This is a genomic window from Paenibacillus sp. FSL E2-0177 (assembly GCF_037992975.1).
Lineage (GTDB): Bacteria > Bacillota > Bacilli > Paenibacillales > Paenibacillaceae > Paenibacillus_AQ > Paenibacillus_AQ odorifer.
In genome coordinates this window covers 3,667,153-3,684,820 of the sequence record NZ_CP150307.1, presented here as the reverse complement: position 1 = coordinate 3,684,820, position 17,668 = coordinate 3,667,153, and the positions used below count along the sequence as shown (strand labels likewise).

General features: G+C 44.9%; 5 protein-coding genes. All 5 read right to left on the bottom strand.

Going from position 1 to position 17,668, the window contains the following annotated elements; translation table 11 throughout:
* Positions 1-105: 105 nt before the first annotated feature.
* The 5 genes from MHI25_RS16360 to MHI25_RS16340 all read right to left on the bottom strand — a co-directional run bounded on the left by MHI25_RS16360 (position 106) and on the right by MHI25_RS16340 (position 17,654).
* Positions 106-6,903 carry a stalk domain-containing protein gene (locus tag MHI25_RS16360; RefSeq protein WP_340393639.1) on the bottom strand — a complete coding sequence of 2,266 codons (6,798 nt, stop codon included), beginning with the start codon at positions 6,901-6,903 and terminating at the stop codon, positions 106-108.
* 108 nt (positions 6,904-7,011) lie between these two features.
* Complete coding sequence (locus MHI25_RS16355; protein ID WP_340393637.1) at positions 7,012-7,953, bottom strand: hypothetical protein; 942 nt, start codon at positions 7,951-7,953, stop codon at positions 7,012-7,014.
* Positions 7,954-8,294: 341 nt separating this feature from the next.
* Positions 8,295-13,901, bottom strand: a complete 5,607-nt coding sequence (locus MHI25_RS16350) for a hypothetical protein (RefSeq protein WP_340393635.1) — start codon at positions 13,899-13,901, stop codon at positions 8,295-8,297.
* Between the two features lie 295 nt (positions 13,902-14,196).
* Positions 14,197-15,405: a GDSL-type esterase/lipase family protein gene (locus MHI25_RS16345; RefSeq protein ID WP_340393633.1), complete on the bottom strand. Its 1,209-nt coding sequence runs from the start codon at positions 15,403-15,405 to the stop codon at positions 14,197-14,199.
* A 17-nt stretch (positions 15,406-15,422) separates the two neighbouring features.
* Positions 15,423-17,654 (bottom strand): FAD-dependent oxidoreductase, encoded by a 2,232-nt coding sequence (locus MHI25_RS16340; protein WP_340393630.1) that lies wholly within the window; start codon positions 17,652-17,654, stop codon positions 15,423-15,425.
* Positions 17,655-17,668 lie beyond the last annotated feature (14 nt).

Here is a 17,668-nt window from a genome sequence, read left to right as displayed (position 1 = left end):
TTTCACCGCCAAGTTATCGTCCATGACTGGCGCACACTAGAAAACCCTCTAACATGGCAGTGCATGTTAGAGGGTTTCGAGCGTAGCTGCTAATTTTAGGAAATACTACTTCATGATACTAATAGATTTCAAAGTATTATCAAAGAATATATTTGCACCAAAATACTCAACAATGAAACGTAATGGGAGCATAGTACGACCGTTTACAAGTTCAGCTGCTACATCCATTCCTGGTGCAAGTTCACCGATCTTAATCGATAAAGTCTGACCTTTCAAGGTGATCATTACGGTTTTCGTAACGTTATCCCAGCTTACATTTGCTCCTAAGCTCTCGGCAATGAAGCGCAGTGGGACTAACGTTCTGCCTTTAACTACCGTTGAAGCAACGTCCATACTCATTTCGATTCCGTTTAATTTATATCCTGTCTTTCCTAAAGTGAATTCCAATTTCACAGGTTCAGGCTTGGCTGTAATGAAGATATAACCTAGTCCTTTTGCCGTGAAAGTAAATTTACCTGTCTCACGCTCATAGTTGCCGCCTAAACGCTCCATGTTACCGTTCAATTGAAGCATAACACCGCATAACATGTTAAGCTCGTTTGTCGACAGCTTCTCTTTTGACAGATCGAAGGTTACGGGTATAAGCCCTGTATAATCCGTTACTTCCCGGCCATCCACGAAGATCTTTAACTCATATCCCCGCCCTATAGCTCCGCCTCTTTCATCTACAGGTATAATGACAACCTTCATCCGCTTTCCTGTATTCAACTGCTTCAACAATTCAGCGGACAATTTAACAGATATGGTGTCATTCGTAACGATTAGCGGTTTGTCGGCATTAATAATCGCACCGATCGTATCGCTTTGAATCTCAAGCTCATCTTTTCCGGCTGACATCGTCAATTCAATGGAATTACCCTTCTTCAGCTGCTCTTTGATTGTAGCATCAATACGCTCCGCTACTGATGACTCTGGCGAAGGAGTCGGCGTACTGCTGTGGCCATTTGAATTGCCGCCATTGTTATTGCCATTATTGCCACCACTGTCATTTGTAGTAATTACAATAGTTAACTCTATCGTATCCATGCCAGCATGATTGGAAGCCGTAATATTGAATTTGTAAGTTCCCGCTTCAGTAGGCACGCCTGAAATAATACCCGTAGCTCCTTCTAAATTCAGCCCAGCAGGTAAATAATTATCACTCACTTTCCAGGTAATCGGTTTGTCGCCGTAAACCGCTAATGTTACCGTATACGGTTGTCCAACGTTGCCGCTTAGAAGATTCTTAGTGATAATCTCCGGAGCTGTATCCACTGGCTTATCTTCTTTAATCTCGATGCTCAATTCTCGCTCATCTTTACCAAAATCATTCGTTGCTACAACAGTGAATTCGTAATATCCCGCCTCTAGAGGCTTACCCGAGATAACGCCTGTTGCTTCATCTAGGTTCAAATCTACTGGCAAATCTCCTCCCTGGACCTTCCAAGAAATCGGTTCACTGCCATATACCGCTAGTGTTACTGTATACGGTTGTCCAACTTTGCCATTTGGTAAATTCTTAGTGATAACCTCCGGAGCTGTATCAACTGAGACATCTTCAGTGATCACTATATTGAACTGTTTTGTGTCACTGCCAACGTCATTGTTTGCTTGAACTTTGAACGTAAATTGACCCCATTGATCCGGTGTACCAGAGATAACACCAACATCTTCATCCAAGCTCAATCCTGATGGTAATTGACCCTCTACAACAGCCCATTTGATCGGCTTATCGCCATCAGTGGTAAGAACTGCCGAATAAGGTTGTCCTACCTTGCCATCCGCAAGCGAATTCGTCGTAATCGTTGGTGCCGTACCTGCGTCTTCAGCCCATTTCGCATATAATTCAATATCCCTTGTAACAGGATCAGCATCGAAATCCCAAGCATCGTTTAATCCTTTATCTTGATACCAACCGCCGAAAACAGTTTTATCTTTTGTCGGCGCTGTTGGCTCGGTAATTGTACCGCCCATGTCAGCGAACTTCACCGCAACTTCACTGCCCCCATTGGAATCAAAAGTTACCGCATAAGGGTTGTGCGCGCCGATGGAATGCGTTCTAGCGCTAAGTGAATTGCCGAAGAAGTCTGTTCTCTCCGTCATATGAGGCAGAGCATTCGCCCGATCCACATATGGGCTTACAATCTCGGCACCTGCACCATAGGCCAGGTTATTACCATCCGCAAGACGGAACCCGTTCATCGCACTGTAATCAAGCTTGGCATCCACTGTCCCACTGTTGGTAATCCAATGTTCAGGCGCAGATTTATAGTCTTTTAATATAGAATTCAGTTCCTCTTCCGTTACATAGCGGTTGTCTGTTGCTGTTACGCCTGCACCTAGATATCCGCCTCCACCTGCGTTCATACTGCCAAAAAGATTAGCCGGATATACAATGTTGTTCGTAAACCGTCCGGCTGCAAATGGAGCTGATGTTCCCCCGCCTTTCAGACCAACCTGGTTGTTTGCCCCAGTGTAGGCAAATATATTATTTTGGAAATAAATGTGCAAGTTGGAGGCTGTCGGGTCAAATACTAACGAACTGCTATTCTTCAATGGTGTGACGATGACATTGTTATAGTATAAGCCACTTAATTCCTCGCTCGTTGAAGAACCTCCTGCAAGCAATATTAGACTGTTAAAGCTCTTGTTAAAATCGGGGCTGCGGCCGTCGTTCACGCTAATATTATAGCGAACGATATTGCCCTTGGCAGCATTCATCTGTAAGTACCAACCACCATAGTTATTTCGGCTGTAATTGTATTCATACACATTGTCCTGACAATAGTTGTCAATGTCCCAAGCCATACCGTCATTACTTGCATGATAAGGGTTATCCACAGCTTCATTATAGCGGAAGATGGTGCCTTTACTTGCCATAATCCACGCAGCCGCATAGTTTTGCGAACCTAGATATGTTGGTGTTGTATTATTTGGCCCCCAGTTCGTAACCAGATTGCCGCTCTTATCGCTTAAATAGCTATAACCGTTGTCTGTGACCACATTTCGTTCCACAAGGGAGTTGTTCCCGCCGGACATGACAATGCCATCTCCAACCGAACTAGAAACCCAGTTGTTTCTAAACACAGCGTTGGATGCCCAAGGATAGCTAGAATTACTCCAAGTAATGCCTGTGTTATTAGTCCCAGGATTGCTTGGCCCGTAGGCATTATTGCGAATACCTTCGTTATCACAACGAAGGGTTTTGTTGCCTTCAACCAATATATCCACATAACCATTAATAATGATGCCGCCGGATACCTTACTTGCTCCATTTGCTTGGTGCAGCCCATTAACATCATGAACATAGTTATCTCGAATGACGATTCCTTGCATACGAGCATCAGCATAATCTTGAATATTAAACTGACCTTGTCCCAGCTTGGAAATCCGTGACATTACAGCGATACCGGAGCGGCCGTCACCTGCCGCATTGCCGATGTTCGTTACTTCAATTCCACTGACTACCCAATAGTTTACGTCATATAACTCTATGGTACCGTTTAAGGAAATGCCTGATGGGCTCGACGCTGTTCCTCCACCATTAATTACCGGGCGTTGGTTAGGGTCGGTCGTATTATATTTTGTAAGCGTAATCGGATTTCCTTCCTCACCATTGCCGCGCAGTCTGATTTGTTCGTTCCATACGCTATTCGCATCCAGATAAATAGTTGAACCTGGCATAAATACATATTCATTAATCTTGGAGATTGATTTCCATGCCGTAGCTGGTGTGCGTCCATCTGCATGATCGTCACCGTTATTGGAGAGATAATAATCACGGACTTCAAGGGGTACAATGTTCAACTCGAAGGTGATTTCGGCAGGATACAGATCAAGTCTAACGGTATATTTTCCCGGCACGATATTATTTCTTGTGAATGATTCTTTGTTAATCTTCAATACATTACCGCTAACCGTATAATCCACATCCCGCAGCAGAGTTACAGCGCCGATCTTCACTCCAGCCAGATCCGTTAAATCAGGATTTACGGTGATATTATAGTCATCCAGACCAATAACATATGTGCTGTCTTCCAAGTGACTATACTCTTTAGGCAAGAGCTTTAGCGTAATAGAAGCTGTTCCGGTTTGGGCTGCTATTCCACTATCGATAACATATACGTCATCGATAAAATGCCTGTTCTGTATATCCTTAACCGTTCCAGGTTTGTTGCCCCAGTTCGTAGCAAGCTGCAATGCATCGATCTTGGAAATATTGTTCTTAACTGGAGTATCAAAATTTCCGCCAGCTGTTGTTTGCCTTTGAATGTCTTGTCCATCGATTTTATAGGTTGTTCCTGTTGATGTAACGAACCATTGAAATTTATGCCAACCTTCGCTTCGCTTGACATCTACAGGATAGAATCTCCCGGATGAACCAGGCCTGACTGCGTAATTGGTCAGATTTGCCGCCCAGTCACCATCTCCATTGCCATAATTTATTGCGATATGTTCATTGGACGATGGGGTTAAGCCAAAGACAGCGTGGTCATTGGAAGCCGCTCTGCCATCATCATAGTACCAAGCAGTAACGATTGTTGTCTTACCGGTTGCAGGGGCATAATTATAGGTACCTGGAACAGTCGCCACCTGACCGGCGCCGCTTGATGTCGCGGCCTTTCCTCCGGTACGGGACATCACATCGCTGTGAACATATCCGTTCGCACCATTTGAAAATTTCTTCTCCCCTTCAAATCCATCGTAAAACTTAGTGTCAGCCTTATTGAAGTAATCAACGCTCACATGTACAGTAACTTCTTCGTTCCCTGTCGGAATATAACCTTTCTTAACCGTCACGAATCCGGCATCATCAACTTCAATCTTATCCTTGTCTTGATCCGCCGGACTGAAGCTGATGTTATCAGCAACGAACATATCAGCTGTGTCAACCATTAACCGCGTTCTATCTCCTGCCCGTAATGTATCGTTCTGGCGAATTAGCGCAATGTTCGCTGAATATTGTGCACTCTCCCCTGACTCATCAGAGTCTAAGAATCGTGACGTTGCGTTGCCGTTTGCTTTTATTTTAAATGTATCATTTAAAGTCGGGGACAAAGCCGCATCATTGCTTGTTGCTGCAATCGGGCTTCCTTTAGCCACTCCATTACTGAAGAGTTGAACCGAATAGGCAGATGCGTTAGCGACGCGATCCCATGTAGCGTATGTGCCGTTCCATCTGGCATTTGCCGGTACAGGCAATTTCTCAATCTTTAATATTCCGGATGCTGCAACTTCTTCACTGATATCTCCCGCATTATTTATGACAATAGCTGTAACAGTGTAGTTGCCCACTCCCAGTGCCCTTGCATAGGGCAGAACATGATGCCTTTCATGATTGTTAGGCTGGTCGGGTCCCCCATTTTTCGATAAATAATAACCAACAGGTCCACCGTCTTTGAACAGTGTTACAAGGGTATCCCCGTAATTGGAAGCGCCATTATAAATACCCGTATCCGAGTCAAGCGTTGGATTAATTGGTGCATTCACCTGCGTATTGGTGGTTATCAACAACGGTACAGCATGGGATTTCACTACAACTCCCTCTGCCGAGGAAACTTCGCAATAATAAAAATTGCCTTGTTGTGAAGCTGCGTCCACATTGGAAAGTGTTAATACTGCCTTATCAGCTCCGCTGACTTTTGTCCCGCTCAAGCCAGTCTCATCATCAGATACATACCATTGATAAGCAGTAGCAGCGGCTGATGCCGTAATGCTAAATGTTGCTGTCTCACCTTGTTTCACTTCTGCAGCTGTTGGCTGAGTGCTTATTTCTAAATTTGGCAATCCGCCGGGAGGCACCAAATTCACTGTTAATGTTCTGGTTCCTGTTGTTGTAGCCACATCTTTTACAACATAAAAATCGTCGATTAGATGTTTATTTTTAATATAAGCTTTGTTCCCTGTCTGGCTATTCCATCCTCCCGCTATTTTAGGCTGAATGGTTGTACCGCTCTTCATAGCTCTGTAAATATCACTTTGCGCTGAATCGGATATTAATGTTCCGTCTATTTGTAACGTCGCACCATTTGGTGTAATAAGCCACTCGAATTTATGCCAGCCTGTGGAACGTAAAGCCCCGCTATCTTTCCAACGGTTGCCTGCTGTACCCGCTGATGATGGTGCATAAGCCCAAGTATATTTCGTCGGGTTATGAATAACATCAGCCTCTGAACTTTGATAGAATGTCCCGGCAAAGGTGGCATTTTTGCCATCTACAATAGCAAATTGCGTTCTATCCGTCGCTGTCTTCTCCTCATTAGGATACGGGTCAAAATACCATGCCGTCATCTTATAATTGCTGCCAGCCGGCAATGGCACGTCTTGGGCTACCTTTTCATTATTCGTATCATCCGAAGGTGTAATCGCTTTCAATCCAGAGCGGGACTGTGCATCGGACAGCGTGAATGACGAACCTAATTTGCTCATCGATGTCATCGGACCATTGTTGTTCTCGAAGTCCTCCATGAATAACACTTCTGAGTCAGGGTAATAACCCGCCCTGGCCGTGATTGTCACCGGGACGCCCGGAGCATCTGGCGACGCAAATGTATAACCGTTAGATAAAGTAATGTTCCCCTGATTATTAACAGTTAAAAGTTGCGAATTGCTGGAATCATAACTTACCTCGTCAATAACCGGTCCTTTAACCAGACTGCTTAAAGGTGAACCTTTATACGTAAGATTTACCCTACCTGTTTGACCTGCCGCTTGTGTCAATTCTAGTACAACGGAGTCAAAAGATTCACTCCCTCCCGCAGCTGACACTTCGGATGAAGGTGCCAAGCCGAACAGACCAGGGAATGCCAACGTTGTAGCCGTAACTATCGACAAAGCTTTTTGCATCCATTTCGATCGTATCATTCCAAAATTTCCTCCCTTTGAAATTAATAAATTTATACTTTATAAAAAATCTGTATCTATGGAAGTCTCAATAGACATAGATTTTTATAAACTTAAAAACTAACTATTCTAGTTCACTACTAACTCACTGAATCGATTACCGTTATACACGATCTTCAATTCATTCGTATTTGCAATTAACGCTCGCAAGTCAGACTCCGCCGATCCGTATAGAATGGAATCTTTCACTTCTTCCAGTTTAAGCTTGGTGATTTCCGGTTTTGTGGTTAATGTAGCAACGACATCCTCACCCATATATTTACCGATTACTGTCTCACCTACAGAAGCAGCAGATAAAGACTCCCAGAACTTAAGAGACTCGGTATCTTCTTTGGATATATCCAAACGATTTAGCACTTTTTCTTCTTTGGCCTGCCCCGCTGTCGCTAACGCAGCCGTTAATTTATCAGCAACACGAACATATTCCGCACTTTTTGATGCATACTCAACTTGTAACTCGGTGTCGCTCATTTTCGTTTTCTTTACCTGGGTTTCTATCAAATCCGGCCAACGGGCGCCACTTAAATATTGCATGTATTGATATAAATCAAACTGAGGCAACCCATAGTAAGTCTCTCCTGAATCATCCATCTTAGCTCGCTTAACATTTTCTTCTTCCATGTCGGATTTAAGCTCATCAAAGCTTTGGTAAGGGGCGATTCCTCGCTTGTCTGCAATAAATTGCTCCTGCTTGGACATTAGCAATGCTGTCATCGCAGAATTTTTGGCGTATTCAGAGGGGGTTTCATGATTTTTGCCGTATTGACGTGTCCAGAAGCCCTCATCTACTTGGGCCCCATAAGTTCTGAAGAAATAGTCTACCGTTATAGCTCTCTGCTCTTTGACAAAAGATTGAAATTCTTCCTCTGTTACGGCGTATCCATCTACTGAAAATATCCAATTTTCAGGCAGTTCCGCCTTTTTGTTAGTTAAGCCCAACATGAGTAAAGCAAGAACAATCAGAGCGGTAAACAAGATAATCACTGTTGGTTTTCGTCTTGTAATCCCCATGACAGCCTCCTCTCCAATATTCAACCTAGCTTTGCATGAAAGCCATGACAGTGAAATTCTTCGCCGTTGCAGGAGAAGTTCCCAAATTTAAATGGTTAGACATTATTGTAAGTTTAGCCACCCCCTAATGTAAGCGCTTATTTATACTGAATTAGAACAAATTTGACATGTTCAAATTACCACGTTTGGTTGAAAACGCCCTGCTAATCTAGCATGAGCAGTATTATGTAGATATCACCCAGTTGAGAGCCTTGAAAGAATAGCTTTTTGTATAGCTCTATACTAAATTCCAGGAAATAAAAAAGCCGAATGGATTGTTCTCATCCACTCAGCTCATAAGTTTATTTTACAATAATCTGTATCGTATCACTTTCCGTTGTTCCACTTCCATTCATAAACTCACCGCGATAGTGATAGATGCCAGGAGATTTCCCTGAAATTTGTGTAATGGCCGATTGAGCACTTGGTGTTTGTGAAGATAAAGATTGCGTCTCAATAAGTTCGCCATTTTCATATAATCGATACTGTACTGCGTTCGTGCCCCACCACATATTAGCAGTAATACTATAGTCGCCATCTTGATCCCAGTTGTCACTAGACAACACAGGTTTGCCGGGATTCGCCTCAGCCACGGTGACGGTGTGTGGATCACATGAAGTCGTTCCATACAAATTCGATAACTCACATGTATACACATAGGTTCCATTCGGCTTTCCTTGAATAGGAATAATGGAAGTCTGGGCGGCTGGCGAAACATCGGCCAGTGACTTCGTTTGGATCAATTGACCATTCTCGTACAACTTATACTGTGAGCCATTGTTTCCCCACCACATATTCATTGTAACCTCATAATTGCCATCATTTATACCTGTCGCAACACCGCTATTATTCGAAAGTATCGGTTTACCTGGCACCCCATTTGCAAGCAATTCCGGGCTAACGGAATGCCGTTCGAACTTGACTGCATCAGCCCTCGTATAAATCATATCGGCAGGTAGAGTTGGTGGATCTACCGTTGTCGGAGTAACCCTGGTTAGACGAACGTACTCGCTGCCGTCTCCAGTAAAGTCGAACGTTCCTAGATTAACCCAACCTGATGAGCCGACGGTTGCATCAATATACGTAACCTCGGTAACCGACTGATGCTTCACTTCCACTTTGACATAGTTATCGTTTGCCGTCGTATGGACGAGTTTGTAAATGGAGACCGTATATTTCCCCTCTGGAAACTGGCCTTTCCACGTCGCTGATGAACCTTGAACGGTAGAATAACGGGACTTAACCCCAATTTTGTATCCAGCTAAATTGCTTTGGCTCCAAGATCCTTCTGTCGTGTATAACCCAGTTGTATTCGTGCTGTCGACAATAACCGTTAAGTCCCTGATCGCAATTGTCATAGAAGGTGTTGTTAAGGTCACCCCGTCAATCGTTACAGTGGCCCATACCTCAATATGATCCGTTTCTCCGTCGAGAATTAGAAGGGTCAACATACCGCTACTGTCCACTTCAGCCAGATCGGTTCGATCAACGAAATACTGCACATTTGCCTGTGATAGATCACCAATCAGACCGTTATCCAAATAGCCGGTCACGCTTAGTTGTGCGGTTTGAGTCATTTGCAGTTCATCCCGATCCGACAGGATCACCACAGACTCCAATTGCGGCATACTGTTTGGATCCACCCACATCATCGCATCGGCAACTACCCGTGACTTGTTGGCCTTATTGGTTAATTCGACATATCCGCTATCGCCTGCTGCAAAAGGATAATCTCCCAGGTGCACCCAAGTCCCATTGGCCGTTGTCTCATCAACGGTAACCGTCTCGGAGCCTCCACTATAATAAACGGTAAATGAGGCATTCGTTGCCCAATTTTCACTTGTAGCGGTTATTTGCGGAAGCTTGTAATACACACTGTAAGTAACACTTTCCGGCAGCTCAGGCCGCCATTTAATTCTGCTTGTCGCTGTGCCGGCAGCCGATTTGGCGTACACATAGTTATCATAGTAATAGTCGTTAGCCGTTGTATCCCGTATCCAGACGCCTTCTGTCTCTGCCTCCGTATTATCCACAATGATCGATGAACTCTCCTGCCAATCCGGTTGAACTGGAGTTTCTTGTACTTGATCAGGCAAATAGAGTGTCCGCTTGCGGGTCTGTTTCCCATCCGATTCCACATAATAAGTGAAGGTTTGGGATAAATCGTTTACCCGTATCGACCATTCCATCGGATAGATCGTATCTGGAATGGTTGTATACGTTACTCCGCCATCCAAGGAATAATGGATCGTCGCTGGTTTTGTCGTTTTTGCCTGCACATAAGCATCATAGGCCGTTTCGTCGGGCTTGACGATCAGCATACCTTTAACCGCATCTATTGGACTGTGGATATCGAAGAAATAGCTTGCATCCGATGTATCAGCAGTTCTGACCTGGTGCAGCGGCACATCAATGTTGAGTCCTTCTACAATGATAGCGGTTATTCCCTTGCTTGAAACCGTGGCTTGAATGATTCCGCCACTCATAACCGCTTGCTCTGGTATGCCATTGTCGCGGATGATGGTTACGGTATAATCTTGTGCCGGGTTGAACCCAATGATTTGCGCATTCAATTCGATCGGAGTCTGGACTTCAGCTGACGATTCGTTACTTAACCCGATGTAGAATTTATTCCCGCTCTCTCCCGTTATCCAGTTCAATTGAGGATGGTTGGTCTTGATAATCCCCTTGGGCATCCAGAGCCAAACGTCGGAATTACCGTAAAAATCCCCTGGTTTATTTCCATAAAGGTGATATTTGAACCATAAAAAATTAGTTTCAAAAACAGAAGGAAATGTAATACTACCATTCGATTTCAACGTTTGTTCGCTGATCAAATAATCCATCGTTTGCCCGAGCTGTCCCGGGATATGGTGATAATAGATGGATGTAGCCCCGCTTGGGCCTTCCAGAGGAAACTCTGGCTCAAGTTGGCTAACGGCGAAGCCCTTATAGTAATAACCTGGATAACTAGAATATCGTCCAATAACTGCATTATGAGCAATATCCTGCAGCAGTTTATCACCTGTATAGAGCGACAATCTCAGCATGAATGGAGCTTCCTGAGCATTCATCCGATAATAGCCAGTTGTACTTCCCGCTTCAAACGTCAATCCATTGGGAGAAACAAGCCAACTATCCGCTTGTACGCCTCCGGCTACATCTTCTGGGAGCTTGATCCGAGGATATTGATATTTACCACTTTCCGGCCAATGGAACGACTCCGCGTAATTATACGTCTCAGGCTGCGGAATCGTAACGCTACCTTCAGGAACCGGACGAGCAACGAACATCGTTGCATACCGTTTGGCTTCCTTATAAGCAGCATTCAAGTATTTGGGATCCTGAGTTTCCTCGTAAAGCTCCAAGATCTCCATCCACAGCTTGCTATAATAATAAATGAACTCATTTTTACTAACATTAACAGATGCAGGCGTATCAATATGCTGCATGATATAGCTGTCGGCTGCATCCTTGGCAGCCTGTAAATACTGCGTTTCTCCCGTCATACGATACATCATCAGGGGTTGAATAACAGGACCCCGGTCTTTCTGGTCAGGATCACGTACGAGGTACTCTTCTTGTGCCAGCGCCCCAATTCCTGCCGAAGTACCCATCATCTGATTGACAGCGGTTACGCTTGAAAAATCAAACGGCAAGGTTGCCATTTTCCATAACGACGGCACACCGTATACTGGCTTTTGCGTCGGCGACCAGCCTATACCATTTCGCGATAAGCCATACTGGACGGACGGCAATGCTCTCGTATCGTAGAGCTGGTCATCCCCAGTCAAATAGTAAGCCCCCAAAAGAACCGCATTCGAGCTTGTTCGAACGCTATCCTCGTTTTCGATGTCAATAAAGCCCTTGGCACGGCTCCACCACCCGCTGGGTGACGGGACATAATCAACAGAGTCATCCCCTTGCGGCTCTATCTTAAGTAAATCGATCATATTGAACATCGCGTCAGTAAGCGACTGATCTGATACATTTTCCCGGTATGCAGAATAACCGTACTCTTTGCGAAGAATATCCGCGTAGGACTCATACAATTTGCTTTTTTGAGCGATTAGTCCCATATGAAATTGATAAGTGCTTTCTGCGTTCATTTGCGAATAGGTCCCTAATTGAGGAGCATACAAGATTGGCTGCACGCTGCCTTCGTTGTTGACAAGGCTCATGCCAAGCCTTTGCTTCGTAACGCCTCCCGTCGGTTCAAATTCAACCGGAAGCTCATCCGACGGTACAAATACCCCATATGTCAATGGATTCCCCGAACCGTCATTCTTCTCAATTAGACTCATCGGAGCGCTTAGTTCCCTTAAGCTTGTTGATTCCACTGAACCTACCATTTTGGCGTGTGATCTGAAACCATTTAACACTTCATTGACGTCTGAGATTTGCTCTGTTGTGAAGGACTGATAACCGATTACATAATTGCCATCCTTGCGAGGTGTAAAGGCGAAGGAAACATCAGGTTTGTCCCCTGACATGGACCAGTTCACTTGTAAATCGTAATCGCTTTCATGTGAAGAATCGGTTAATATCGCCGTGTGGCTGTCTGGGAAATTGATCTCGTCGAATGTAATCCAGCGTTTGTTCATCGTATCGTAATAATTGGTTCGACTCCCCGCATTCCCATCCAATAAGACCCATTGTTCTTCAAGTCTTTCCGCCACATTATTGACAGGCACCCAGTTCCCCGTATCCGTATCCTTGTAGAACATATCACGAACGATGGTTTTGCCTTCATCCCAAGCAGCTTCATAAAAGGAAGCCTTATAGCTGGCATTCTCGATGCTGCCTTTTTCCGTGTAACTGAGATTCGCCAATGTACGGCTGCGCAGCGGAGGCAACGGCGGAGCTTGCTGCCGTATATTTCCTTCAAATTTGACCGCATCGGCCCGCGTAATGATTTTTCCGGTCGTAGGTTGTGTTCGGGTCAGTCTGACAAATTCGCTATCATCACCACTGAAATAATAGGACCCCAAATCAACCCATCCGGCCGATGGCCCCGACGAGGGTCTCAGATCCATAAACATAACATCCGTAATCCCATTGTGAACAATTTCGATTTTAACATTACTGTCTGCTTTATCCGCCCAATCAAGCTTGTTGAATGAAATTTTCGCCGTCCCTGCTTCTAATCGCGGATTCCATGTGATGCTTCTTCCTACTGCATCGGTAAATTTGGAACTGGAATTATTATATCCCTTCACTCCCGTACTTGTAGTCCAATCAGGAGCGGAGAACCCGTTATTTGCGTTATCTACATCAGTGGTGACGACATCATCAATCGTGAGGCTTCCATCATCAATGATGATCGTCTTATGAGGCTCTTTTTGCTGAATATTCCCTTCGAACTTGACCGCATCTGCACGAGTAAGTATCGTGCTGGTTGTGCTGGTAGACCGAGTTAATCTAACGAATTCGTTACCAACTCCGGAAAAATAGTACTCTCCCAAATCAACCCATCCCACAGAAGCGCCAAATGAAGGTCTCAAATCCATAAAGAGAACATCCGTCGTTCCATTGTGGACGATTTCAATTTTTACATTGCTATCCGCTTTATCTTCCCAGTTAAGCTTGTATAACGAAATTCTCGCCGTTCCTGCTTCCAATCGTGGATTCCATGATATCGTTCTGCCTGCTGTACTCGTATATTTGGAGCTGGAGTTATCATACCCCTTCACCCCTGTACTTGTGGTCCAATTTGGAGCCGAATATCCGTTGTTCTCGTTACCCACATCAGGTGTCACAACATCATTGATCGTGATGCTCCCGTCATCGATGATAATCGTCTTATACGGTAAGGTCTCTGCATAAGCGGTCCTTATTCCGTCTAGGCTGAAAGGAACTAATATCGTCACGATGAAAACGATTAAGAAAAACAGCTTCCTTTTTATCATACAACTCACAGCCTCCCTTAAGTTGATAACGCTTACAAAATAATAAAACCCTCCTTTGTTCTAAGATCATAAAGAAGCAATCAGCCGTATTCTTCTGGCTAATCCCGCTCCGTCGTTTTTATCATAGCATGTCACATAACTGTGAAATTTCTTTGATTTCAAGAATTTCTTATAAGATTTTAAGCAAGAAGAAACGACATTGTCTTCCTTTAAAAAGAGACCTACATCATAACTGGCTGCTCAACTGCAGTCAGTATGATATAGGTCTTTCAATTGGAGAAAACCTTATGATTAATTATAATGGCGGCTGCACCAATAACAACTTCCCAAGCTGGATCACCGTTTGATCATACCAATCTGGATGCTGCCGAACATGCTCAATACTTCGTTCATTGTCGCATGCCTCAAATACAGCCGCTTTGTCTGTCTTTTCGGTATCGACTTCGAAGCGCACCGTATGTTTCCCATTCGGGAGCTCCGGCAAGAATACATACTGATTACGATTATGATCGTTGTGTAGTGTGAATCGATCGACAATAAAGGGTTCCCCACCATCCACCGACACCTTCAATCTGCCAGAATCAGGCCCCCCGATATCGAATAACCCGATATGGGTTCCCTCGAACTGCACCGTAATAGCCTCTCCAGGATCGACTGCTCGCCACAGGCCGGGGAACAACCAATTGTACTCGCGTACTAAAGCACAATCATCGGGAGTCATGTAAGACCATCCTGCGGAAAAATCGGTAAGACTATCCAATGACAGCATGCTCGCATATTCCCAAGGATTAGCCGGGACCAACGGATTCTGAGGTAAGTGATGTACTGACCTTCCTGGATGATCCTGAAGTTCTCTAATTTTCTCAAATGACCGGGTGATCGTATCCGTGTAAATCTGATGTCCTTCGGGAATAGTCGGATGGATCGAATCATGTGTAAAAACAACGGCTCCGGAAATGGACACGTCTTCCCTTGAGGTGAAAACGAGTTTTCCCTCCGACACCAAGTGACTGACCGCTACGCCCAGATGAATCGAAGGAATACCGTAATAGTCGGCCACTTCCTCTTGCATTAGAGCCCCCTTCTGGTATTCTCCAGACTGAAATAAGGCCACATCCCGCTCCTTCAGCGTATAAACGAACAGGATATCGGTAAACCGGCTCCGCTTGCGGATCTGACGGACAATCCCTTCGATCCGCGCCTTGGATTCGGGATCTCCGCCATCATTACCGACAAATTCAACAAATACTAGATCAGGTCGATGACGCAGTACATCTGTCTCCAAACGGGCACAGCCCAAATCCGATCCTGTCCCATCAATGCCTGCATTCACAGAGCGGATATCCGCCTTAGGATATTGCTTACGAAGCCAATCCGCCGTCATAACCCTGTAGCCTTCAGAACGTGTATTACTGCCGCCGAAATAGACGATTGTTACGGTATCCCCATTTTCCAATTTTTGAATTATATTGGGGAGCCCTTTACGAGGGAATAATTCCTTCATCGTGACTTCACCTGTCCTCATTTATCGATTTTAGGAGCAAACAATTTCACAGCAAACACTTCAAAATAAGGCAAACCATAAGTTGCGCAGAAATTAATCCGGATTCGGGTTACACCGTTCGCATCTATCTTATGTTTATTCAACGTGAGATAATTTCCACGAGTTATGATTGTCCTCTCGGTTCCGTCTTCTAAGGTCAAGGTCATATCATAATCTTGGATAAGGGACTCAATCGGGTCGTTGAAATGCTCCAAATCCAGCTGCGAATTAAAAACAAGATGAATTTCGTCCAGATTTTTGGGGCTTGCAAAACAGAATTCCAACCATTCCTGTCCTTCCGAATGTTCAGAAATCCAGCCATTCGGTTGGCCATAAGGTCTGGAGTAGCCATTGACAACATTCTCAGGACTATACATATTCTGAGCTGGCACCAGGTCCTTAAAGCAAATGCTCTTATTGAATTTCTTCAGCCTGGACGGCTCTTCCGGCCTATAGTGGAAGCTGACCGCTCCTGTCAATTTCTCTTCATTACCGTATATGGCAAGGCTCGCCGTGCCCTCCAATATGATGTAGATTTTGTCGTCAGCCGGTTTCTTGCAGTCCAAGTCTAGCGTAATCCAGTCGTCATGACCGGCTGTAATAACCAAGTGGTAGTCTCTCAACTCGCTGGTTGGAATGTAGTTTTCCTTCCATTCCCCGCCAAAAAGCTTCACATGTAGAGTTTCCGAATGCTTGGAGCTATTTTTAATTTTGAACCGTACGCTTTCAGCCACGGATGTCTGAATCGGCAAGACCAAACATAACCCTTTCTCCAAGGAAATCTCTTCGGTTGGATGAAGATTGTCATAGCTGCGCTGAGACGAGGCACGAATAGTTAATCCGTCAGCGAAGTAAGGATCCAATTCCTCTTGAAGGCCTACAATGGTTTGTCCGTCTCGAAGCAATAGCGTCTGCAGCTCCCCCATATGAGCTTCGACTATGGCCGCGGGGTCTACCTCATATTTCGAGCACAACGAAGCAGCCGTTCCAACCGCCTGCCCCATACAACCGCAGGTTGCCATAACCCTTGTAGATCCGAAAGCCACATGGGTAGCACTTATATTGCGACCAGCGAACATGAGATTAGGAATATTTCGTGAATATAAGCTGCGGAAAGGGATATTGTACAATCCAGGCACGAAATTCCAAGCTGTAGCCGGCCCCTCATCGTAGATGCCCTTATTAGCATGTAAATCCATATACCATCCACCGACCGATACAGCATCTTCGAAATGCGGCTTTGCTGTGAGATCGTTCTGAGACAACATGTGATCCCCAATAAACCGCCTCGACTCCCGCTTTCCCGGGATCGGGCATACATAATCCAAAATGAGATTGTCTACATCATCAAATTCACCGCTATTTTTGAGATAATCCCAAATCCCGTATACCAATTTCCGCAGCTCCAACGCGATGTCTTCATTATTTTTGATAATATCCATATGTCCGCCGTATTCCAGCCACCACAATCCGCCAAGCCCGTTGATTTTTCTTGGAAAAGCCCGATGGTTTAAGCCTTTTCTGATACTATCGAAAAAGGCCAACTTCGTAATATCATACGCAAAGCCAGGTCTTTTGTATGGAACGGAATATCCTACGTCACGGGCTTGAAACAGGATCGTATCGCCCATGGTGTAATGGTCCGCCACTTCAGGAGCCAATTCTTCCTTGTATTCATGTTTCGCTTCTCTCCCCCATCGGAAGAGAGCACCTGCCTGATATCCGACAACTCCATCTCCAGAGCAATCGATATAGGTTCGGCTTTCAAAACGGAATTTCCTTTCGGAAGCCAATTGAAGGCCTTCCACCCATTTAATTCTGCCGTTCTCCATGCCCGTCTCATGCACGCATGTATTCAGAAATAGAGAAATGTTAGGCTCAGCATAGACCATATCCAACAAGACCGTATCCGAAAGCGAAAGCATCAGCTTCTTGTTGTATAACGGATTATAGTGGAAAATCTTCAACTTGAGTTCTTCCACCAACCCTCCTTCGCGTGCATAATAGGATGGACTGTTTCCGAGATATGCCGACCCGTTGATATGAACCCTGACCTCGCTGCTCGCATTTCCCCCAAGAACCGGTCGATCATTAATAAGTGACACTTGCAGCCCTTGGCGTGCGGCAGCAATGGCAGCGCATATCCCAGCAATACCTCCGCCGACGACGGTTACATCTGCTTTAATAAGCTCCATTTTGATAACCTCCATGATTAGATCCTTCT